Source organism: Mucilaginibacter sp. GW822-FHT03E02, assembly GCF_058801545.1.
Window position 1 is genome coordinate 5,409,204 of record NZ_JBXANJ010000001.1, and the last position, 21,513, is coordinate 5,430,716.

Genomic DNA, 21,513 nt, shown 5'->3' on the forward strand with positions numbered 1-21,513 from the left:
CAAGTTCTTATTTTAAAATACGACCCCGTTTGTGCAAGCAGGCGGGGTTTTTTGTTGGGTGGGCTGTTGGAGATTATATTTAATTATTATTGCATTTATGATTGATTTATATTATCTTGCATTAATAATACCTGTAACCTTGTCATGAAAAAATACAATACCCAAAAATCATTTATTCGCTCAAGCATTGCTGCCTTATGTTTGGTGGTGGCATTTTTTGCATACAGTTGTAAAAAAGATGCCAAAACTGGCAACCCAAAGGCTGTATTAAGTCCGCCTGTTGCACAAGCGAAATCATGGTATGAGAGCGCTTATCCAAAAAAATCGCTTGCTGGTAAAAATGTAAGCAGCCTGGATTCAAGCGGAGCTGATTTCAGCCAACTGGTAAGCCCGGATTGGAATAATCCGGCAATATATAGCCGCTTTGAGGCAGATGTGATAGAAATGCCGATGGAGGCCGGCCCCATACTATCGGCAAACCTAAACGATGAAGCTATCACTCAAAAGAATAGTCGTAGTTGGTTTTTGTTACTGAATGAGCTTGGTAAGTATAATGCCTATATCATGACCATAATAGCCGATGATGATTACTTGAAAGGTGATCTTGACAAACTTAATAACAATGAATACAACAAACGCGATAGCGACTTTAGCGGGACGGTGATATATACTACGCCAATAGGCAAATTGGTAAATGGCTGGAAGTATAAAAATGGGGTAGCTATAAGTCAGATGTCGGGCGATGATGAGACGGCTTCCGTCAATGCGGCACATGCTAAAGCTACCCAAGCTTTAAAAACCAATAAAATAGTTATTATTACAACGACCACTTGCATAACCTGGACACAAACAAGTTCATATACAAACAGTGCGGGGCAAACGGTTACCAACGCACCTGTAACCCTAAGTACACAATGTACAAACAGCTATTCTTATTATGATGATGGAAGTGGTGGCGGTGGTGGCAGTGGCGTTACGACTGGTACCACCTCCGGTGGTACCGGCGGCGGTACTTCAACGAAGCCCATTCCTCCAACACCTTGTATTCCAAGATCGGGGAGTGCGGTGCAAAATGTTAAAAATTCAGGTGGTCTTTCGGTAAATGATTTAAAGGTACAGTTTGTTACACCACCTATTGATGGTGGCAATGGCTTTCCGCCGCCGAGCGGGAAGGTGCCTTGCCCGACCACTACTAGTAAAACAATCACCAATAATATAACAGATGATCCTTGTTTGAGAAATAAAGTTAATGCCGCTGTAGCAAAAGATGTTATATTTAAATTAAATGAATCTATGGTGTCTATTTTTAACAGCAATACAAACTTTAATTTAAGTTATTTTGACGCGCCAAGTAGTTTTTTCACAAGTCCAACGGTTGACGGAGTAACCCAAGTGGATAATTCGAGCCAACAAAATGTTAACGGAAGAATAGTTACCACGGCTATGGATATTAGGATTACATTAAATCATCCGGGATTACAAAGTGCTTCTCAGGAATATGTAACTGCAACAATAATGCACGAAGCGTTTCATGCCTATTTGACTTATAGTCACACTATATTAAATCAACATTTAGATATGGCGCGTAATTATTTTTCATCTATGGCAACACAACTGAGGGCAATGTACCCAAGCCTCAGCCAGGCTGATGCAAATGCCTTGACATGGGGAGGGTTGGAAAAAGATGCATTGAGTACGTACAGTAGCCTTCCGCAGGCAGATAAAAATAATATAACGATCACTAATAAGGATTATAAAACCGGAAAATCAGGTACGCCATGTCCATAATCAAAATTTGTTTTATTTGGGGAGCGGTTTTATGCTCTTTAACAGTTAAAGCCCAATCTGCTTTGAAGTATAGCGATTTCATTGGTTTTGTTGGTAATAAGTTTACACTGCCTGATAACCTGAAGTTGAATTGTGAGTGGACGTATGCTGTGGTAAAAGTTGACATTAACAGGGAACATAAAATAACTAAATATAAAGTTATAAGTAGTTTGCCCGATACGATGAAATATAATTTTGATTTTATTATAGGATACAAGTTTCGAGAAAAAATTAACGTTAAGACGCATTCGTTAGCATTTTATTTTTCGATTGATAATTCAGAAATATGTAAACCCATAAATGGGCAAAAAATCTTTTACAATCCTAACCAGGTTGTTGATATAATTTGTGGCATTTTACAACGGTTAAGGTTAGATGATCCTAAAATAGATATAGAGCCATATCCCATCATAAAAAAGTATTGGGCACCCCAACAATAAAGGCTAAGTACGCTTACCTTATTTATTTACCTCCGGCGGGGGGAACCTTCTGCTATGCTTTGGCCATTCTTCCAGCTAAAAAAGTCAATAGCCAGAGTGAAGAACATAATTTCGATGAATAAAGTTTAAGGGTGCTTGTTATAACGAATGAATTTATTCGCACCATATTCGCTGCCTGTACATTCTTGTTAATTGTATCTTTATCGCCAACAGGGTGTGTGGGATGACGCATTAATAATTTTTATGCCGGTAAATAAAAGATTGATCTATAAATGGCTTTTCATTATTTCAGTACTGCTGAATATCATAACTGTGGGCTATTTTATCGATCGTAAAGTTTATTTTGGTTACATGCGCCGGCATCAGTTTGAAAAGCAAAAATGGTATGCCCTTTTTAGTACACAAAAAGACAGCCAGGAAATTATATTTATTGGTACAAGCTTAACCGAAGGCTTCGCGTTAAGAAGCACCTTTGATAACATCCACCTTAAAAACATGGGCTTTGCCGGGTTGGAGACGGATGGAGTTCTGAAAAACCTAAAGAGGATAATTGCACGTAAACCGCCAAAGATATTTTTAGAAGCCGGCATAAATGATGTACGCAACGGCAAGAGTATGGACAATGCCTACAATAACTTTGTGGAAATGTGTACGGTGTCCAAAGCTGTCTCGCCCGCAACAAGGCTGTATGTGCAATCGGTATTACCTACTTTGAATAACCAGTTTAACCAGAAGATAAAAGCCTATAACCGCAGGATGGCAAACTACTGTATAGCCAACCATGTGGTTTATATAGATATGTATGATTGTTTTTTGGTTGATAATAAGCTAAACGCCCTTGCAACTACCGATGGTACCCACCTTACTCCTTATGGCTATTATTTATGGAAAAAGCAGCTGGAAAAATATATTACCGAATGCGTAATAAATATGTTTTGAAATAAATTATCTCAAATTCCGTTAAACCTTTTTTAATTATATTGTTCTTACAGTATATACAATCGAAACATTATGAAAAAAATCTTGACTTTAATTTGCTGCACGATACTATTAGCAGCTACATCATGTAAAAAAGAAACCATTGTTGGGCCAAATACTACCCAGACCATTATTTTTACTGTCAATGGATCAACCGGTTGGGCTTTAGGAAACAACGGCGCCACTTACTCAACAGTATTGGACGTTCCCGAAATTGATAGTTATGCCCTTGCTCACGATGCTGTATTGGTTTACATTTCATTTGATGGGGGCACAACTTATGAGCAAGTGCCAGAAGTTTATGGCGGCACAGCTTATAGCTTCAGCTATGTAAAAGGATCTATCCAGATAGATGCTCAAACAAGCACTGGTTCGGCACCGGTTAAACCTGGGGCGGCAACCGTAAAAGTTTTGTTGGTAGAGGGTAGTTAAAAAGAAACTCATTTATTTTTAACAAAAAAGGAGCTTTGCATTGCAAGGCTCCATTTTTATGATTGATGAGATTTTTTATTTCGCCATCTGATCTATAACAGCCTGCGTTACACCGGTAAAGGAGAAACCGCCGTCGTGGAAAAGATTTTGCATGGTAACCATTTTGGTTAAATCGCTAAACAGGGTAATGCAGTAGTCGGCACATTGGTCGGCATCGGCATTGCCAAGCGGGCTCATTTTTTCGGCAAATTCAATAAAGCCATCAAAGCCTTTTACGCCAGCCCCGGCAGTGGTGCGGGTTGGCGATTGTGATATGGTATTCACGCGTACTTTTTTGCTTACGCCGTATTCGTAACCAAAGTTACGGGCAATGCTTTCTAAAACGGCTTTGTTATCGGCCATATCATTATAGCCCGGGAAATAACGCTGGCCGGCTATATAGCTTAACGCCACTACAGATCCCCAATCATTAATGGCATCATGCTTCATGGCTGCCTGTAAAATGCGGTGCAGGCTTAAGGCCGAAATATCAAAACCTTTATGGGTAAAATCGTAGTTGTTTTCGTAATAAGGAATGTTTTTACGCACGTTGATGCTCATGCCGATAGAGTGCAGGATAAAATCAACACCACCGCCAAAATGTTCTTTTGTTTTGGTAAACAGGTTGTTGATGTCATCATTGCTGGTAACATCGGCACCTATAACGGGCGCATTGCATTCTTCGGCAAGTTTATTGAGTTCGCCCATGCGTAATGCAATAGGCGCGTTTGATAATACAATTTCGGCACCTTCCTGTACAGCGCGCTGCGCTACCTTCCAGGCGATGGATTGCTCATTAAGGGCACCAAATATGATACCTTTTTTGCCTTTTAATAAATTATAAGCCATGTTTTGAGTTTATGTAATTAGAGCAAAGTTAATATTAGTTTTTATAGTAGTAAGTAGTAAGTATCAAGTAGTAAGATTTTTCTTCGCATATCACGTAATAAGGGAGGAAGTCTGAAAGTCCAGGGGGCCAAAAGCTTTTGTCCAAAACTTCCCGGTCTTACTACTTGATACTTACTACTTACTACTAAGTAGCTCTCTCGCATTTTGCAAAGCGCTTTCGCCCGGTTTATCACCACTCAGCATTTTGGCAATTTCCAATATACGCTCCTGGGCATCCAGTTGTTTCATGCGGGTATAGGTAGTTGCCGCGCTATCGTCCTTATAAACAAAGTAATGGTTTTTACCCTTGCTGGCAATTTGCGGCAGGTGGGTAATGGTTATCACCTGTAAATTATCGGCAAGGCGCTCCATAATGGTGCCTACTTTGTTGGCTACTTCGCCGGATACCCCGGTATCAATCTCGTCAAATATAATTGTTGGCAGGGCGGTGTATTTAGCAATGATAGATTTAAGGCTCAGCATCAGCCGGGAAAGCTCGCCACCTGAGGCTACTTTACTCATTTCGGCCAAAGCATGCCCCTTATTGGCCGAGAACAGGAAGCGTACCTGGTCTACACCGTTTTTGGTGAGATGGTCCGAAAGTCCGGTAGTCCGGAAGTCCGGAAGATGATTTGACTTTCCGACTTCCGGACTTTCCGGCTTTCGGACTATGTTTTCAATCTTCAACGCCGAGCTTCCCATCCCCATTTCGGCCAGGGTATCAATTACCTGTTTTTCGATAGCAGGGATGGCTTTCAGGCGGTTTGCAGTTAATTTGCCTGCCAGTTTTTCAAGCTCAGCTTTATCGGCAGCAAGTTGTTTTTGCAATTTTTCGATGGTTTCATCGCCAAACAAAGCCTGTTGAATTTTCTCTGACAGGTCATCCTGTATCTGCAATAGTTCGGCGTTACTATTTACCCGGTGTTTTTTTTGCAGGTTATATATCAAACTAAGCCGGGTATTAATTTCATCAACCCTGGCATCGTTGGTGTGCGTTTTTTGTTCAATGCCTTCTATTTCGGCGGCGATATCTTTTAATTCGATAATAGCGCTGTTCAATCGCTGGTGCAGTTCTTCAATCTGCGTATCAAATTTTTCTATGGAGCCTAATTGCTGCCCCGCCTCGCGCAGTTGTGCCAGGGCGGCGGTTTCGCTTTCCTGTACCAGGTAGTATGCTCCGTACAGGTTACGTTTTATTTCTTCGGCATTATTTAAGGCATACAGTTCTTTTTCAAGCGGCTCCTGTTCGTCGGCCGCCAGGCTAACTTTTTCCAGTTCATCAAACTGAAACTGAAAATAATCCAGGTCGGCTTTGGCCTTATCGCTTTCGGCAATCAATTGAGTAAGCTTACCGGTGTCTTTTTTAAATGCGCGGTATTTAGTGCGGTAGTCGTTCAGCAAATCGTCGTGTTTGGCTACCGAATCAACCACCAATAGCTGAAACTCCGGGTCGTTAATCTCTAATGTGGCGTGTTGCGAATGGATGTCAATCAGTTTTTCGCCTAATTGCTTAAGCGATGTAAGGTTTACCGGTGTATCATTTACAAAAGCACGCGATTTACCATCGGCAGATATCTCGCGGCGTAAAACGGTTTCGGCTTCGTAGTCCAGGTCGTTCTCTTCAAAAAAGGAGCCTAAGTGAAAGCCGCTGATTTTAAACGAACCTTCGATAACGCATTTTTTTTGCTGGTTAAAAAAGTAGCGGCTCTCGGCACGCTGCCCCAAAATAAGCGACAGTGCACCCAAAATGATCGATTTACCTGCGCCGGTTTCGCCGGTGAGTATGTTAAGGCCCTCGCCAAAACTTATCTCCAGGTTATCAATCAGCGCGTAATTATTGATGGTTAGCTTTTGAAGCATAAAAAAAGTATCCTTATTTTATTAAGGATACTAAATTAAGCATTAAGCTTCTTTAAAATAAAATTTAATAAATTATTGCTAAATAATTTAGTGTTGGTCTTTGGTTGGAAGTCGGAAAGTCCGAAAGTCAAAAATGCAATCCAGACTTGGGTCTTTCGGACTTTCCGACTTTCGGACTTGGCACTTCAATTATTCTTTGTCACTGTCCATCAGGTAAGCCTCTTTTTTGGCTTCGGCTATGCGCTTTTTAAATTCGGGACTGTTGGTATATTCGCGCAATTTTTTACTGGCTTCACGTAATTGTGCTTTTGCCTGTTTCATTTCGGCATTATCCTGGTAGCCCCGCATTTGTTCGCCAAGTTTTCTCATCTCCTGCTTTTGCTCTTCCATTTGCGGGTTGCGGAAGGCTTTTCTCAAACTATCGCTCATTACCCTAAGCTCCTCGCTTTTTTTGCGAAATTCTGGTGAGTCATAATGACCGCGCATTTCCTCGCCCATTTTTTTCAATTGTTCGGTTTGCTCTTTTACCTCGGGCGATATTTTGCTTTGCAGTTCGTCTTGATATTTGCGATAGTTTTCATCCTTGCGGTCATCATGATATTCGCCTTTTATACCATATTTTTTCCTCAGCTCGGCATTCATACGTTTAAATTCGGCACTGTTATAGTAGGCGCCAACTTTTTCGCCAAGCTTGCCCATTTGCTCGCTCATTTTGGTGGTTTCACCGGTTTCGGCCCAGTTTTTCTGAAAGTCTTCGGCTATTTTCTCCTGTTCTTCCTGTATCTTCTTTAACTCCGGGTTGTTGTAAAACTTCTCCATGGCTTCGCCTTTCTCTTCCATCAGCTTTTGTAGTTTTTGAAAATCGGCGCTGTTGTAGTACTTATCCATCTGTTTTGCGTACTTATCAACTTCGGCTGTTAACCTGTTCAACTCTTTATCATCAAAGTTGCTGTAACGTTCTTCGGCAAGTTGTTTGTTCCTGATGGCAGTTTTATTAGCTACAACCCTTTTGGCTTTAACAGCCTTTTTGCGGGTGGTATCGGCCAGTAATTCTTTTAATACGGTTGGGTAGGTAATTTTTACTTTTTTGATGGCTATTTTGCCATCAGCTATGGTAGGGTTAAGCCAGGCAATACTGCTGATGCCGGCGGTAAGTATTGCAACAGCCACTAAAAGGTGGCGTATGTTGCCTATTGGTTTTTGGGTTTTCATGATCCGTTCAATTCTGTTTAATAAATGATATTTTTTCCCGGTGGCGGCAAGTGCCATTTGCAGGTTTACCTGCCTTTTTTGCTCCAGTTTTAATAGTGCATGCGCATACACTAAGGGCTGGGCAGTGGTTTGTACAACCAGGTCATCGCACCGGTTTTCGCGTTCCTGGTTTATTATCCTATTAATTAATTGGGCAAAGGGGTTAAAGAAAAGCAATATGCTCATAAACTGCTGCAACAGGTTGAGTAGGTAATCGTTACGTTTGATGTGCGATAGCTCATGTAATAAAATAGATTTTATCTCGTCGGCAGATAAGTAAGTAGTGAGCGAAATGGGCAGCAATATTATCGGGCTAAAAAAGCCAATCATGCAGGGCACATCCACAAAACGGCTGATGTTTACGCTTACATATTCGCTAATGTTCATTTGGCGGCAAAGTGTATCCACGTAAACCTGCACGGTATCAGATGGCATCATGGTGCGTTTAATATGGTTGATTTTTTGCCAGTTGAGCCCCATTTTTAAAATATTGAAGGTGAGCCCGATAAAGTAGATGGCCGATATGTAGGGCAAATAACCCTCGATGGCGTAATAGTAATAATTATGTTGTGCTGTATAATGGATGTTAATCAAGGGCAGGTTAAGTGCAGGTAACAGGGCAGGGGCGTTTGCTGCCGCTAAATTTACCCAAACATGCGCCTGTAGCTGGTTTACAAAGGTGTAAACAAACCACACGCTTATAGCCAACATGGCAACCATAGCGGTGTTATGTTTTTTTATGGTTGATAACGATGGCGCGCAGGTTAGTAACAGGCGCAAAGCAAACCAAACCAATAACCCCTGCCATAATGAGTGGATAATGGTGATACCCAAAACCTGGCTTATATTATAGAACACACTTTCCATAACGTTTTATTTTTTATCCTGATCAAACTGATTCAAAAAGTTTTTAATGGCATCTATCTCATCCTTTGAGGCCCGGTGCTGGCCAAGTGCCTGTATCACCAGATCGGATGTGGAGCCTTTAAACACAGTAGACAATATTTTATCCAAAGCGTTGCTTTGCGCCTGCTCTTGTGTAAATAAAGCTTTGTATAAATGTGTTTTAGAGGTGGTATCGCGCTCAACCATACCTTTATCATGCATAATCTGCATTAGTTTAAGGGTAGTAGTATAGCCTGCATCTTTAGTTTTGGCCAATTCTTCGTGTACATCGCGCACGGTGCATTGTCCCATCCTCCAGATTACCTGTAAAATTTCCAGCTCGCTTTCTGTTGCTTTTATATCCATTTTATTTTAATACGAATTTCTTCGTACAAATATCTACGATAGGTTTCGTATATGCAAGAGATTTGTGAAATTTTTTTGGTGAATGGTTGATTGGGTTGATTAGGTGAGTGGTTGTCTGAACTCGGATTGAGCAGATTTAACAGGTTTTTTGATTTTGATTTGCAGGTGGATGGATAACTTGAAAAGAAAATCCTGTATAATCTATTAATCTGACAAATTCCGGTTCAGACAAATGTGTTAGGGATTGCAGCGAATACCGGCCATGTGGTTAATGCCCGTGCAGTATAAGCGTAAAGCCCGGGCCGCAGGCAACACCATTATTGAGATTTGAGACATTAGATGTGAGATTTGAGACCGAAGAACTGGGCAAGGACGATAGTGAAGCAGGCTTCAAATAAACGGATCAAAAACTCCCCGTTCAGGGGGCTGGGGGGCTATTTTAAAGCCTGGTACTTATTCCCGTTAGCCGGATCGGCTTGTAAAAATAAGTTCATGGCCTGCACGCGCTCCTGCGGATCGGCCTTGCTGTATAGTGATACCAGTTCATCGCTTTTGGCGGTGTAAAATATGAGTGGAAACATAGAGCCCACGCGCTGCCTGTCGACCTGTTGCAGGGTGGGTAAAAAAGACGAGATGGCTTTACGGCCTTTATTCACGTTGTCGGCCATTAAATCGAGCCCGTTGCGGTGGTAATCGTACATAAAACCGCGTAGCTGGGCGTAAAGTTTGTTGTTTAAATTTTCGGATAACCAATAACGGTTGGTGTTACCATCAAAAGCTTTCCAGCCTTTATAAGATCCTGTTTGGGCATTGTTTACCACCGTTTGGGCTGCGGCAAAATAGGGGCTGCCCCCAAAGCGCGAAAAGGTATCATAATCCATCCCTACAATAATATAGGCGTAAAATGCCATTACCGAACTTAAGTTGCTTTGAAAATTCTGATCGCTGTAATCAACTGTCTGGCCTTCGTTGTAAGTAAAATCAACGTCGCGATCGTTAATATTAATCAGCGTTGTGCTGTATGACGACCCAAAAACAGGCCTTGATGATTGTACCTGCAACTCGCCGCTAAAATTACTGCCGCCATCCCAGTTGGTAATGTTTAGCACAAAATTACAATCAATACGCTCCTGTGGTAAAATAGGGTCGGCGCTCCATTTACGGCCATTTAAAAAATCCTTCATGGCGGTTTCAAGTGTCTGGAAAACCCGCTTATTGCTCACCTGTATCTTTGGCGAAACTACCGATACACGTGCATTCAGGTCCTGTGCAGCGCACCTGAAACCCCAAAAAATCAGGATAGTGTAAATGAACAATTGTTTCATCCGGTTATAAGTTGTGCGAGTTTAAGGCAAATATCATGCGCTACTGCCTCCTTGCTTTTTAGGGCGAAGGTTGTTTTTTGCAGGTTACGGTCAATAATGGTAATTTTATTGGTATCCTGCTTAAAACCGGCGCCGGCATCATTCAACGAATTTAATACAATAAAATCCAAATTCTTGTTTTGCAGCTTGGTTATTGCATTTGTTTCCTCGTCGTTGGTTTCCAGCGCAAAGCCAACCAGTATTTGGCCATCGGCTTTCTGCCCGCCCAGGGTTTTTAAAATATCGGTGGTGGCTTTAAGATCTATGTTCAACGAAGCATCTTTTTTCTTGATTTTTTGCGATGCTACCTCTGTTGGTGTATAATCAGCCACGGCGGCGCTCATGATGCAGGCTTTTGCATCTTTGTAAATGGTTAAACAGGCATCAAGCATTTCGGCTGCCGATGTAACGTTTATCCGTTTAACAGATTGATGCTTGCTAACCTGTGCTGTTGGGCCGCTTATTAAAGTAACATCGGCACCCATACCAGCCAGCTCATCGGCAATAGCGAAACCCATTTTGCCAGATGAATGGTTGCCTATAAAACGTACCGGATCAATAGCCTCATAAGTGGGGCCGGCGGTTACCATAATTTTATGCCCCGCTAAAAGGGCTTTTTTTTTAAGCTCCGACGATAAAAAAGCCACAATCTCTTCGGGTTCGGCCAATCGGCCTTCGCCATAAAGCCCGCTGGCAAGCTCGCCGTTGCCGGGTGCTATCATGGTATTACCAAAGGATTGTAACCGGCTTACGTTTTGATGGGTTGCGGGGTGCAGCCACATATCCAAATCCATGGCAGGGGCAAAATATACCGGGCATTTGGCCGATAGGTAAACGGCGGTAAGTAAATTATCGCAAAGTCCGTTGGCCATTTTTGCCAGGGTATTGGCCGTTGCGGGAGCTATAATGAGCATATCGGCCCAAAGGCCAAGCTCAACATGGTTATGCCACTCGCCGGTGTCGGTTTTATAATAATTCACCAATACCGGCTTTTTAGATAGGGTTGAAAGTGTAAGCGGCGTTATAAAGCTAACGGCATCCGGTGTCATTACAACCTGCACCTGTGCGCCGGCCTTAACTAATAGCCTAACCAGCAATGCCGATTTATATGCGGCTATACTGCCGCAAACTCCCAGGATGATGTTTTTACTTTTTAAATTCAAAATTCAAAATTCAAAAGTCAAAAAATATGACTTAGTCAACGACATCGATATGGCTAATTCAAAAAAGATAATTTAAATAACCATGTGAATATAGCTAAAAAAACAAAAGTCAAAACCCAAAGTAACCATATAGATCACTTTTGAATTTTGACTTTTGAATTTTGCTTTAACGAAGCTTATACTTCTTTAGCCGGGTTACGGTAGTAAACCTTATCGTCTAAAAACTCCTGAACTGCAACCAAAGATGGTTTTGGCAATTTTTCGTAGTATTTAGAGATCTCGATTTGCTCACGGTTTTCAAAAACTTCTTCCAGGTTATCGTTTGATGATGCAAACTCCGAAAGTTTTTGGTGTAACTCTTCTTTAATATTGTTTGATATCTGGTTCGCCCTCTTAGACATGATCACAAGCGACTCATATATGTTGTTGGTTTTAACGTCCAGCTCGCGTAAATCGCGGGTTACAGTGCTGCTTGCTACTGCCGGTTTGTTGGTGTTATTAGCTGTCATATCTTAATTTTTTTAATATGGTATTTTCTGATCCTGATTCTTTTCTGATGGTGGCTGCGTTTTGAGCGTGTCTTTCCTGGCGGCTAACTTTTTGCCCAGTTTGTTATTTGCAAGGTCTTCGGCCAGTACCCGGTTGGCATCCACAATACCGGTTTGGCTATCTTTTTTAAGCGTAGTGGCTTCGTGGCCGTATTTGCTTTTAGGAAACTTTTCGTTAAACTGATCTGCGTAGGTTATGGCCTGCTCAAAACGTTCAACCTGTTTGGTTTCAAAGCTATGGTTGGCGTACTCATACTGCGCTTTTATGGTAAGGTACTCAATTTCCTCGCCATATTTGGTATCCGGGTAATCGCGCAGCACATTATTAAAAGCAATAACTGCCGATTGATAATCGCTGATGGTTAAATATAACTTAGCGTTTTCATAAGCTTTTTGCTCCAGTTTATCGCGCAGGTTTTGTATCAGTTTACTTGCCTCGGTAACACGGTCGCTTTTAGGGTAAAGGTTAATAAACAACTGTAACGTTTCAATAGCCTTTAAAGTGTTTTCCTGGTCAAGCGAGTAGGTAGGCGAATCCAGGTAGTAGCAATAAGCTGAAAAGAAACGACATTCTTCGGCCCTTGGGCTCGATGGGTAAGTATCGGCAAAGGTTTTAAAATGAAACCTTGCAGATGTATAATCCTTTAACTTATAGTTGGTGAAGGCATAGTAATAAAACAAGTCTTCGGCAGCACTGCGGCCACGATAGCGTTCAACCAGCACATCAAACAAACCCAGCGCTTTTTCGTACTCCTGTTTATTATAGTACTTAATGGCTTCCTGGTATTTTTTGGCGTAATCGTTACTTGCTTTTAACTTTTCGTATTTGCTTTTACAACTTCCCAGTGTTATAATCAACAGGGCTAAAACACAGGCGAATAACGTTAGTTGTTTTTTAAACATTTTGCAAAGATAGGTGATTAATGTAAATCAGTCAATTATTTATTTAGGTGCTAATATATAACGTGTTTGGTGCTCCTTTTATACATCGCGCGCGCTTTTAACATCTTTTAACTTATGGCAGTTTTATACATCGTCCCGTGGGTTATAAAGCAAAGGACTTTTCTTTTGGCATAATATCATTAAAGTTTATTTTGCTGCAATTATTGCGAGCCTGGTTTTAAATTGGCTTTGCAAAACACCCGGCCATTTTTATTGTTTAGAAAAAATATGAAAGTTTTACTTGCTGGTGCTAATGGTTACATAGGTGCAAGGCTCATCCCGGTTTTGCTGGAGAAAGGCCACGATGTAATTTGCCTGGTACGCGATAAGCGGCACTTTCATGAGCATAGCGATTTTAGCGAACAGGTTACATTGATTACCGGCGATTTGTTCAAAGAATCGGACATTGAAGCTTTCCCGGAAGATATTGATGCTGCTTATTACCTGGTTCATCCCATGTTGCAGGCGCAGGATTTTGCCGCGCTGGAGGTGTTATCGGCCTATAATTTTATCAATGCCCTTGATAAAACTAATTGCAGGCAAATTATATATCTGGGCGGGATTACCAATGATGACAAACCTTCAGAACACCCTGGATCGCGCAGGCATGTAGAGAACGTATTAAAAGAGGGCAAGGCCGCGCTTACGGTGTTAAGGGCCGGTATCATTATTGGTCCGGGCAGCCCATCATTCGAGATCATTCGCGACCTCACAGAAAAACTGCCTGTCGTGGCTGTTCCGGGCTGGGTAAATACCCGCTGTCAGCCCATAGCTATCAGCGATGTATTGGGTTACCTGGGAAGCGTAATGATGAAGGAAATAACTTTCAACAAAACATTTGATATTGGCGGCCCGGATATTTTATCTTTCAAAGATATGATGCTGGTATATGCCAAAGTGCATAAGCTTAAAAGGCATATATTTGTTGTACCGTATCTGTCGCCAAAAATCTCGTCATACTGGCTTTACTTCGTAACCTCCACCAGCTTTACCCTGGCCCAAAGCCTGGTAAACAGTATGAAGAACGCAGCCATCATGAAAGATCATAGTATCGACGATATTGTGCCACGCAAATGCCTTAGTTACCACGAGTTCATTAGTTCTTTTTAGTTCATTGGTTCATTAGTTCACTGGTTCATTGGTGCAGAGTTCATTGACAACTGGTTTATCAGCGATAGCCAACGATTTTTATTTAATGCCGCCAGCCAAAACCGATAAACCTATTAACCACCAGAAAAGACCAATGAACTAATGAACCAGTGAACCAATGAACAAAAAAGAACCAATGAACAATATATTAATAACAGGCGGCTCGGGAGGCTTAGGCAAACGGTTAAGTAAGCATTTGCTGGGCAAAGGCTACCAGGTAAGTGTGCTGAGCCGGGCACCGGGTGGCGACAATAACGTTAAAACCTTTTTGTGGGATGTAAATAAAGGCACCATTGATGAGCATTGCATTGATGGCGTAGATACTATTATTCACCTGGCAGGCGCCGGTATTGCCGATAAGCGCTGGACGGGTGAACGCAAAAAAGAGATAGTTGAAAGCCGTACCAAATCAATCGCGCTTATTTATAACCTGGTAAAAAATAGGGCGAATAAGGTTGCAACGATCATATCCGCTTCGGGCATTGGCTATTATAATGACAGGGGCGATGAGCTGCTGACAGAAACCAGCGCCCCTACCCATGATTTTATTTCCCAATGTTGTGTTGAATGGGAAGCCGCTGTTAACGAAGGCGAAAAGCTGGGGCTGCGGATATTGAAATTCCGTACAGGCGTGGTTTTGGATAAAGATGCAGGGGCATTACCAATGTTGGCCTTGCCCGTAAAATTGTATGTTGGCTCGCCCATAGGCACCGGTAAACAATGGATCCCGTGGGTTCATTGGCAGGATGTAATTGATATGTACCTTTTCGGCATCGAAAATAAGGGCCTGAAAGGCGTGTACAATATGGTGGCGCCAAACCCGGTTACCAATGCGCAAATGGTACAAGCTGTGGCCCACCAGCTGCGTAAACCACTATGGGCTCCCAGGGTTCCGGCATTTTTATTAAAATTATTGTCGGGCGAAATGAGTTCGCTGGTTTTGGGAAGTACCAAAGTATCGGCACAAAAAATTACAGATGCGGGCTTCAGTTTCAAATACCCCGAAGTAGCCGATGCGTTAAAGGAGATTTATGGATAATAACGCACCTGTTACCATTTTCTGGTTTCGGCGCGATTTGCGTTTAAATGATAATGCCGGTTTGTACCGGGCGTTAAAAAGGGGCAACCCGGTTTTGCCCGTATTTATTTTTGATCAGGAGATACTGGACAACCTGGAAGATAAAAATGATGCAAGGGTAACGTTCATTTACAATACCATCGAAAACCTGCGCAGCCAATTGCACAAACACGGCTGCAGTTTACTGGTGGTGTATGATAAAGCAACAAATGCCTGGGACAAGATCATCAAAGAATATCCCATTGCCGCAGTATATACCAACCATGATTATGAGCCCTACGCGACGAAACGCGATGACATTGTAAGCGAGAAACTAAAACAGCACGGAATCGCCTTCCATACTTTTAAAGATCAGGTGATTTTTGAAAAGGACGAGGTTACCAAGGATGATGGTAAGCCCTACACCGTTTACACGCCGTATCAGCGCAAATGGTACGCAACGCTTAAACTATTTTATTTAAAAAGCTACCCTACCGAAAAATACCTCGACAACCTGGTTAAAATCCGTCACCTGCCGCTACCGTCATTAAATGAAATGGGTTTTGTGAAAAGTGAAGCGAATTTTCCCGACCAGGAATATAAAAATGTGATTGGCGACTATGCAGAAAAGCGGGACTTTCCTGCTACCAAAGGCACCTCGCATATCGGCTTACACCTCCGCTTTGGCACGGTAAGTATTCGTGAGCTGGCTAAAACAGCGCATAGCTATCACAACAAAACCTGGCTGAATGAGCTGATATGGCGGGAATTTTATATGATGATACTGCACCATTTTCCGCATACCATGGATCATGCTTTCAGGCCCGAATATGACCGGATAAAATGGGTAAATGATGAAGACCAGTTTAAAGCCTGGTGCGAAGGACAAACCGGCTACCCGATTATTGATGCGGGTATGCGGGAGTTAAATGCAACCGGCTTTATGCACAACCGGGTGCGCATGATAGTAGCCAGCTTTTTAACCAAAGATTTGCTGATTGACTGGCGCTGGGGCGAACATTACTTTGCCCGTAAGCTGTTAGATTACGAAATGGCAAGCAATGTTGGCGGCTGGCAATGGGCGGCAGGGTCGGGAACGGACGCTGCACCTTACTTCAGGATTTTTAATCCCGAATCGCAAACCAAAAAGTTTGATCCTGAACTGAAATACATAAAAAAATGGGTTCCGGAATATGCCGATTTCGGCAAGTATCCTAAACCCATTATCGATCACGCCTTTGCACGCGAGCGTTGTTTGAAAGCTTTTAAAGCCGCGCTGGCTAAGTAATATTAGTTAGTTATGGTAACTACTGTAAAATCAAACCGAAGGCTGGTGTTTCCGGCAACTCCTGTAGTACCAGCCCTGCCATAACCATACCTGGACGGTAATAACAAGGTAACAGCAGCCCCTGTTGTAAGCCCCTGGAGGCCCTGCGCAACGCCAGGTACAACGCTATCTATCGAAAGCGATGTAGCGGTACCATCTGTAGGACTTGCGTCGAACTGAACGTCCGTTAAAAACTTAGCAGCATATGTTGCTGTAAAGGTTGAGTATTGATCAATAGGATCTGTACCGGTTCCGGGAATAGTTACTTTGTAGTAGTAGCCGCCGGAGGCTTTGGTAAAACCGGTTAAGCCCTTTGTTGATATATAGTTTTTAATGATCTGATCGTCATATAAATTTTGATCAGATACTACGTTTACATAGTAATCCAGGCATTGATTGCCGGCAATACGGGTGTTTACGTTGCTGGAGCTACCGCTGCCAGAACCATTAACGCCATATGCCAAACGAGATGGTATCAATATTCTTGCCCTTGTGCCTTTATACTTGATAATGTTATGGATGGCTATCTGCAGGCCCTTAGGAAGGCCTGAGCCAGAGTTGATGTGCCCCACAAAGCCATCATAATGATTGTTTGTAAGCGAATCTAAATTGGTGTATTTTCCGTCAAATGATTTTAAGGTAAATACAAATTTTACGGTATCCGAATAGGCCATAGGCGTAGTAGTGGCACCTTGCGACAGGATCTGGTAATAAATGCCACTGGTATCACCGGCGGATGTATCGCGTACCATTCCGGTGAGGCCATTGGCTTTAATGTAGTTTTGGATATTGGTGGCGTCGTATTGCGTAATATTCGGATCGTCGCTGGTCTTGCGGCAAGATAATAACCCTACAGAAATAAGGAATAAAAGCGTAAAAGTAATTTTTCTCATTTATATTATTTGTTACCGGTAAGCGGCGCGTAATTATCAGCCTTTACCTTCATTATTGTCTTTTAGTTTGTTACGTTATAAAGCTGTATGTTAAAATCAAGCACCGAATTTGCCGGCAAATGTATCGAATCCTGCGCATATGGCCCGTAAGCGTAGCGCGATGGTATCAATAACCGCACTTTGCCTCCCTTTTTTATCTGCGGCACACCTAACTGCCATCCCCTTATTACGCTCCCTAATGTGTACGACGGGTGAAAATTATTGGTTTGCGCAAATGTATAACCGGTAGTTAGTATTTGCCCCGTAAACCCTACTGTTATGGTTGTGGAGCTGGTATACAAATCGTTGCCTGAACCTCCCTCGCCTGTTTTAATAATATAATATACCCCGGTGGTGTCAATTCTCTTGGCACTGTCCCCGGGGTGTGCTGCTACGTAATCGCTTATGATCTTATCGTCAATACCCTTTTGAATATTATACTGCACCATCGGGTCGACAGATTTTTTACATGCGCCCAAGCCAGCCATCAAAACCAATAACAAAACCAGTAACCTGTTCATTTTTTCAAAAGGCAAATTTATTCTTTTATAATAGAAAAACGGCAGCTTAACATTTTTTAACACATTCAATTAAAAAAAGCCTCAAGCTGTTATACAAAAACATCTGTATCAGCAAAAAACGTATTCCAATCAAAAAAATTATCTGTGCTTTTTTTAGTTCATTGGTTCACTTGTTCATTGGTTCATTGATCTTTTCTGGTGGGGATGATCAGTTGGGCAGCATTCAGCCGAAAAGCCAGCATGATCGGTATGCCCGCGTTCCAATGAACCAATGAACCAATGAACCAATGAACCAATGACCAATGACCAATTAAGGTTTATAGTTAATGGTGAGTTTGTTGATTTTTTTGAGCATTTCGGTGAGGTACTCTTTATCAGCTTCGCTGATGTGCTCATTAAGGTAGTTGTTAAACTGTTTTACCACCGCGCGGGCCTGGTGGCGTTTTTCTTTGCCAAGTGCGGTCAGGTAAATTTTTACCGAGCGTTTGTCGCCCTGGTTTGATTCGCGGTAAATAAGCCCGGTTTTTTCCAGCTGGCTGAGCATTCTTGACAAGCTGGTTGATTTAAGGCCCAGTAAAGCGGCCGCCTGCGATACCGTGGTGCCTTCGTTTTCGTCGATATTGATTAACAGGTAGCCGATAGATTGTGTAATGCCAAACTCTGTAACCAACTGGTTATACCTGTTGGCTACGGTTTGCCACACAATCTTCAAAAAATAATCGATGGTTTCCTGGTGTTTTACGCCTTTATGCATCTTTAATAATATAGGTTATACGTTGTACGTGATACGTTTTTATTTTCGGTTTCCCTAAGCAATTTCGGTTTCTGTTGTAACAACGTTGCGAAAGTACATCTTATTTTCTTCACCTTTAATGAACGTAAAAGGTTTCAAGGGTGTTGTACTGGATAAGTTGTAAGTTATACGTTTATCTCATCGTAGGATTATCTGTTTCTGCGGAGCAATTACGATAAAGGAAAGCTGCACTCCTGATAACCGTAAAACGTATCACGTACAACGTATAACCAATGAACTAATACCCTACCGTCGTATCATCCCCCCTTGGGTCAGCTCCGCCTTCGTAGTAGCCTGATGTTTTTTTCAGGATAGCATCTACGCGGCCTATGCCTCCGATGGGTTTTGTTTTGTAGCCTTTGGCCTCAAGCCTGGATATGGTTGCACTATCAACGCCATCCCGCTCAAAAACAACTTCATCCGGCAACCACTGGGAGTGGAAACGTTTGGAACTTACTGCCTGTTGCATGTTTTGGTCAAACTCTATCACATTCAATATTGTTTGAAAAACAGAGGTTATAATGGTAGATCCGCCCGGGGTGCCCACTACCATAAACAGCTTACCATCTTTTTCGATGATGGTTGGCGTCATGGATGAAAGCATGCGTTTGCCCGGCTGAATGCTGTTGGCTTTGCCACCTACCAGGCCGTACATGTTGGGTACGCCGGGTTTCGAGCTAAAATCGTCCATCTCATTATTTAATAAAAAACCTGCGCCGTTTACAAATATTTTAGAACCGAAACTATCATTTAGCGTAGTGGTGATGGATACCGCATTGCCATCTTTATCTACTATCGAGTAATGGGTGGTTTGGTCGCTCTCGTATCCAACAAAAGTGCCGGGTTTTATGCTGGCGCTTGGTGTGGCTGCGTCCCAGCTAAAATTACTCATACGCGATGTGATGTAGGCTGGTTTAAGCAGGCTATCAACAGGTACTTTATAAAAATCCGGATCGCCAAGGTATTTAGAGCGATCGGCGTACACCCGGCGTTCGGCCTCAACAATTAACCTGATGGTCGAATCCTGGTTATACCCCCATCGTTTTAAAGGATATTTTTCTACAGATTGAAGTAACTGCAGCAACGCAATACCCCCGCTTGATGGTGGCGGCATAGTAATTATTTTGTAGCCCTTGTAATTGCCTGTTATAGCCTCGCGCCAAACCGAATGGTAGTTTTTAAGATCTTCTTTGGTCATCAGCCCGCTGCCGTTTTTCATTTCGGCAACAATCTGGTTGGCTACTACACCATCATAAAAGCCATCGCGGCCTTTATCGCGGATAAACTCGAATGTTTTGGCAAGGTCTTCCTGCACCAGTACATCGCCTTCTTTCCATCCGCCTTCTTTTATAAGATAGTTTTTGCCGGGGTTTAGTTTTATAAATTGCGCCTGGGTGCGGTTAAGGTCGCTGGCCAGGTGTTTGGTTATTTTAAAACCATTGCGGGCCAGGTCAATGGATGGTTGTACCAGGTCGGCCCATTTCAATTTGCCATATTTTTTGTGGGCGGTTACCATCCCGTCTACCGATCCGGGGACTCCCGAGGCCTGGTGGGTATACAGGCTCATATCCGGAATTACATTCCCGGCCGAATCAAGATACATATTTGCACTGGCGGCACCCGGACCTTTTTCCCTGAAATCAAGCGTGCTGGTTTTACCCTTGCCCGAGCGGAAAACCATAAACCCTCCGCCGCCAATATTGCCGGCCTGCGGGTGCGTAACAGTTAATGCAAAATGTACAGCCACGGCGGCATCAACAGCGTTGCCGCCCTTCTTTAAAATATCAACCCCCACCTGCGAAGCATCCGGATAGGCGCAAACTACCATCCCATTACTGTATTGACCAGTATTGCTTATACCTGATTGCCCATGTACGTATCCGGCGGGTATAAACAAAAGTACCGCCATAGCAAGGCCAAGATGTTTGTTGTTTTTTATTTTAAAGGAGTGTAATATCATTATCAACTAAAATTATTTTCACTAAAGTAACCTATTTATAGGCAAAACCCACGGAAAAAGCTCATTATTTAGGGTTGAAAATCAATGGACTGGGCACAATTTAGCCCCCATTTTAAGCCGAAATAGCATAAAAAGCATATTTGAACGTTTATTTACCTGAACATTCGGGTCGAAAATGGGTTAAACCTATGTTAAATTCAAATGTCATTGTATTACCTGTTTAATTCATTTACTAAAACTACTACATGAAAAAAATCATTTACATCCTGTCGTTATCGGTTTCGTTTTTATTGATAAACCAGCGTTCGCAGGCGCAGGATTACAAGGCCGCGGCCGGTTTAAAGTTTGGCGCTTATGAGATAGGCCCATCGGGAAAATACTTTTTAAACCAGACAACCGCTATTGAAGGTATCCTGGGCATCCGCGATCATGGTATAGTAATTACCGGTTTGTACGAAATTCATACCCGTGCGTTTAACGTTGATAAGCTGAACTTTTTTTACGGCTTTGGAGGTCACTTAGGCTCGATAGGCAGCGGTTATTACAAACGTTTTGGCAGCGACGCCCAATATTATAAAGACAGGCATCTTTTATTTGGCGCCGATGGTGTGGCAGGCCTGGAATGGGTAATACCCAACAGCCCCATTGCCGTAAGCCTTGATCTGAACCCGCGCCTTGAAGTAGCTACCGGCCCGTTTTTTGATATCGCGCCCGGTGTAGGGGTGAAGTATACTTTTCAGTAAAGAGAGCCAGCAGCCAGCCCCACCCAAACCCTCCCCGGAAGGGAGGGC

Annotated in this window: 20 protein-coding genes; 8 read left to right on the forward strand and 12 right to left on the reverse strand. The window is 42.6% G+C overall.

Features of this window, described 5'->3' with window-relative positions; genetic code table 11:
* Positions 1 to 144 precede the first annotated feature (144 nt).
* The 4 genes from AC1RM2_RS22455 (at position 145) to AC1RM2_RS22470 (ending at position 3,677) form a co-directional block, all read left to right on the forward strand.
* Positions 145 to 1,788: a hypothetical protein gene (locus tag AC1RM2_RS22455; protein WP_492987396.1), complete on the forward strand. Its 1,644-nt coding sequence runs from the start codon at positions 145 to 147 to the stop codon at positions 1,786 to 1,788.
* The gene (locus AC1RM2_RS22460) at positions 1,779 to 2,267 is read left to right on the forward strand and encodes a hypothetical protein (RefSeq protein ID WP_492987397.1); all 489 of its coding nucleotides are present in this window, start codon (positions 1,779 to 1,781) and stop codon (positions 2,265 to 2,267) included. The genes AC1RM2_RS22455 and AC1RM2_RS22460 overlap by 10 nt, the downstream gene beginning before the upstream one ends.
* A 243-nt stretch (positions 2,268 to 2,510) precedes the next feature.
* Complete coding sequence (locus tag AC1RM2_RS22465) at positions 2,511 to 3,206, forward strand: GDSL-type esterase/lipase family protein (protein WP_492987398.1); 696 nt, start codon at positions 2,511 to 2,513, stop codon at positions 3,204 to 3,206.
* A 72-nt stretch (positions 3,207 to 3,278) separates the two neighbouring features.
* Entirely contained in the window at positions 3,279 to 3,677 is a 399-nt protein-coding gene (locus AC1RM2_RS22470; RefSeq protein ID WP_492987399.1) for a hypothetical protein, read from the forward strand.
* A 75-nt stretch (positions 3,678 to 3,752) separates the two neighbouring features.
* Here the strand turns inward: AC1RM2_RS22470 and AC1RM2_RS22475 are convergent, their stop codons facing one another.
* The 8 genes from AC1RM2_RS22475 to AC1RM2_RS22510 all read right to left on the reverse strand — a co-directional run bounded on the left by AC1RM2_RS22475 (position 3,753) and on the right by AC1RM2_RS22510 (position 12,944).
* A complete protein-coding gene (locus tag AC1RM2_RS22475; RefSeq protein ID WP_492987400.1) occupies positions 3,753 to 4,565 on the reverse strand; it encodes an enoyl-ACP reductase FabI in 813 nt (270 codons plus the stop codon).
* Between the two features lie 174 nt (positions 4,566 to 4,739).
* A complete protein-coding gene (gene recN / locus AC1RM2_RS22480; RefSeq protein WP_492987401.1) occupies positions 4,740 to 6,464 on the reverse strand; it encodes a DNA repair protein RecN in 1,725 nt (574 codons plus the stop codon).
* Positions 6,465 to 6,653: 189 nt separating this feature from the next.
* Positions 6,654 to 8,582 (reverse strand): M56 family metallopeptidase, encoded by a 1,929-nt coding sequence (locus tag AC1RM2_RS22485; RefSeq protein WP_492987402.1) that lies wholly within the window; start codon positions 8,580 to 8,582, stop codon positions 6,654 to 6,656.
* Positions 8,583 to 8,588: 6 nt separating this feature from the next.
* Complete coding sequence (locus AC1RM2_RS22490; RefSeq protein WP_090651664.1) at positions 8,589 to 8,966, reverse strand: BlaI/MecI/CopY family transcriptional regulator; 378 nt, start codon at positions 8,964 to 8,966, stop codon at positions 8,589 to 8,591.
* Between the two features lie 434 nt (positions 8,967 to 9,400).
* Positions 9,401 to 10,291, reverse strand: a complete 891-nt coding sequence (gene porD, locus AC1RM2_RS22495) for a type IX secretion system protein PorD (RefSeq protein ID WP_492987403.1) — start codon at positions 10,289 to 10,291, stop codon at positions 9,401 to 9,403.
* On the reverse strand, positions 10,288 to 11,493 hold the full coding sequence (coaBC, locus tag AC1RM2_RS22500; protein ID WP_492987404.1) for a bifunctional phosphopantothenoylcysteine decarboxylase/phosphopantothenate--cysteine ligase CoaBC: 1,206 nt from the start codon (positions 11,491 to 11,493) through the stop codon (positions 10,288 to 10,290). Before coaBC ends, porD begins: the two co-directional genes overlap by 4 nt.
* A 176-nt stretch (positions 11,494 to 11,669) precedes the next feature.
* Complete coding sequence (locus AC1RM2_RS22505; RefSeq protein ID WP_147055989.1) at positions 11,670 to 12,002, reverse strand: DNA-directed RNA polymerase subunit omega; 333 nt, start codon at positions 12,000 to 12,002, stop codon at positions 11,670 to 11,672.
* A 12-nt stretch (positions 12,003 to 12,014) separates the two neighbouring features.
* Positions 12,015 to 12,944 (reverse strand): outer membrane protein assembly factor BamD, encoded by a 930-nt coding sequence (locus AC1RM2_RS22510; RefSeq protein ID WP_492987405.1) that lies wholly within the window; start codon positions 12,942 to 12,944, stop codon positions 12,015 to 12,017.
* A 267-nt stretch (positions 12,945 to 13,211) separates the two neighbouring features.
* Here AC1RM2_RS22510 and AC1RM2_RS22515 point away from each other — a divergent pair, with 267 nt between their 5' ends.
* The 3 genes from AC1RM2_RS22515 (at position 13,212) to AC1RM2_RS22525 (ending at position 16,477) form a co-directional block, all read left to right on the forward strand.
* Complete coding sequence (locus AC1RM2_RS22515; protein WP_492987406.1) at positions 13,212 to 14,093, forward strand: NAD(P)H-binding protein; 882 nt, start codon at positions 13,212 to 13,214, stop codon at positions 14,091 to 14,093.
* Between the two features lie 157 nt (positions 14,094 to 14,250).
* Positions 14,251 to 15,171 carry a TIGR01777 family oxidoreductase gene (locus AC1RM2_RS22520; protein ID WP_492987407.1) on the forward strand — a complete coding sequence of 307 codons (921 nt, stop codon included), beginning with the start codon at positions 14,251 to 14,253 and terminating at the stop codon, positions 15,169 to 15,171.
* The gene (locus tag AC1RM2_RS22525) at positions 15,164 to 16,477 is read left to right on the forward strand and encodes a cryptochrome/photolyase family protein (protein ID WP_492987408.1); all 1,314 of its coding nucleotides are present in this window, start codon (positions 15,164 to 15,166) and stop codon (positions 16,475 to 16,477) included. The genes AC1RM2_RS22520 and AC1RM2_RS22525 overlap by 8 nt, the downstream gene beginning before the upstream one ends.
* Before the next feature lie 2 nt (positions 16,478 to 16,479).
* On the opposite strand, the gene AC1RM2_RS22530 is transcribed toward AC1RM2_RS22525, so the two are convergent.
* The 4 genes from AC1RM2_RS22530 to ggt all read right to left on the reverse strand — a co-directional run bounded on the left by AC1RM2_RS22530 (position 16,480) and on the right by ggt (position 20,722).
* Positions 16,480 to 17,409 (reverse strand): FKBP-type peptidyl-prolyl cis-trans isomerase, encoded by a 930-nt coding sequence (locus AC1RM2_RS22530; protein WP_492987409.1) that lies wholly within the window; start codon positions 17,407 to 17,409, stop codon positions 16,480 to 16,482.
* A 62-nt stretch (positions 17,410 to 17,471) separates the two neighbouring features.
* Complete coding sequence (locus AC1RM2_RS22535; RefSeq protein ID WP_492987410.1) at positions 17,472 to 17,969, reverse strand: FKBP-type peptidyl-prolyl cis-trans isomerase; 498 nt, start codon at positions 17,967 to 17,969, stop codon at positions 17,472 to 17,474.
* A 310-nt stretch (positions 17,970 to 18,279) separates the two neighbouring features.
* The gene (locus AC1RM2_RS22540; RefSeq protein WP_492987411.1) at positions 18,280 to 18,723 is read right to left on the reverse strand and encodes a MarR family winged helix-turn-helix transcriptional regulator; all 444 of its coding nucleotides are present in this window, start codon (positions 18,721 to 18,723) and stop codon (positions 18,280 to 18,282) included.
* Between the two features lie 277 nt (positions 18,724 to 19,000).
* On the reverse strand, positions 19,001 to 20,722 hold the full coding sequence (ggt, locus tag AC1RM2_RS22545) for a gamma-glutamyltransferase (protein WP_492987412.1): 1,722 nt from the start codon (positions 20,720 to 20,722) through the stop codon (positions 19,001 to 19,003).
* 245 nt (positions 20,723 to 20,967) lie between these two features.
* Between ggt and AC1RM2_RS22550 the strand changes: the two genes are divergently transcribed.
* Positions 20,968 to 21,465, forward strand: coding sequence for a hypothetical protein (locus AC1RM2_RS22550; protein ID WP_147056004.1), 498 nt, complete (start codon positions 20,968 to 20,970; stop codon positions 21,463 to 21,465).
* Positions 21,466 to 21,513 lie beyond the last annotated feature (48 nt).

Bases quoted from the DNA above. Each gene is read 5' to 3' on its own strand.
- AC1RM2_RS22455 (WP_492987396.1), top strand. From the start codon at position 145: ATGAAAAAATACAATACCCAAAAATCATTTATTCGCTCAAGCATTGCT.
- AC1RM2_RS22460 (WP_492987397.1), top strand. From the start codon at position 1,779: ATGTCCATAATCAAAATTTGTTTTATTTGGGGAGCGGTTTTATGCTCT.
- AC1RM2_RS22465 (WP_492987398.1), top strand. From the start codon at position 2,511: ATGCCGGTAAATAAAAGATTGATCTATAAATGGCTTTTCATTATTTCA.
- AC1RM2_RS22470 (WP_492987399.1), top strand. From the start codon at position 3,279: ATGAAAAAAATCTTGACTTTAATTTGCTGCACGATACTATTAGCAGCT.
- AC1RM2_RS22475 (WP_492987400.1), bottom strand. From the start codon at position 4,565: ATGGCTTATAATTTATTAAAAGGCAAAAAAGGTATCATATTTGGTGCC.
- recN (WP_492987401.1), bottom strand. From the start codon at position 6,464: ATGCTTCAAAAGCTAACCATCAATAATTACGCGCTGATTGATAACCTG.
- AC1RM2_RS22485 (WP_492987402.1), bottom strand. From the start codon at position 8,582: ATGGAAAGTGTGTTCTATAATATAAGCCAGGTTTTGGGTATCACCATT.
- AC1RM2_RS22490 (WP_090651664.1), bottom strand. From the start codon at position 8,966: ATGGATATAAAAGCAACAGAAAGCGAGCTGGAAATTTTACAGGTAATC.
- porD (WP_492987403.1), bottom strand. From the start codon at position 10,291: ATGAAACAATTGTTCATTTACACTATCCTGATTTTTTGGGGTTTCAGG.
- AC1RM2_RS22505 (WP_147055989.1), bottom strand. From the start codon at position 12,002: ATGACAGCTAATAACACCAACAAACCGGCAGTAGCAAGCAGCACTGTA.
- AC1RM2_RS22510 (WP_492987405.1), bottom strand. From the start codon at position 12,944: ATGTTTAAAAAACAACTAACGTTATTCGCCTGTGTTTTAGCCCTGTTG.
- AC1RM2_RS22515 (WP_492987406.1), top strand. From the start codon at position 13,212: ATGAAAGTTTTACTTGCTGGTGCTAATGGTTACATAGGTGCAAGGCTC.
- AC1RM2_RS22520 (WP_492987407.1), top strand. From the start codon at position 14,251: ATGAACAAAAAAGAACCAATGAACAATATATTAATAACAGGCGGCTCG.
- AC1RM2_RS22525 (WP_492987408.1), top strand. From the start codon at position 15,164: ATGGATAATAACGCACCTGTTACCATTTTCTGGTTTCGGCGCGATTTG.
- AC1RM2_RS22530 (WP_492987409.1), bottom strand. From the start codon at position 17,409: ATGAGAAAAATTACTTTTACGCTTTTATTCCTTATTTCTGTAGGGTTA.
- AC1RM2_RS22535 (WP_492987410.1), bottom strand. From the start codon at position 17,969: ATGAACAGGTTACTGGTTTTGTTATTGGTTTTGATGGCTGGCTTGGGC.
- AC1RM2_RS22540 (WP_492987411.1), bottom strand. From the start codon at position 18,723: ATGCATAAAGGCGTAAAACACCAGGAAACCATCGATTATTTTTTGAAG.
- ggt (WP_492987412.1), bottom strand. From the start codon at position 20,722: ATGATATTACACTCCTTTAAAATAAAAAACAACAAACATCTTGGCCTT.
- AC1RM2_RS22550 (WP_147056004.1), top strand. From the start codon at position 20,968: ATGAAAAAAATCATTTACATCCTGTCGTTATCGGTTTCGTTTTTATTG.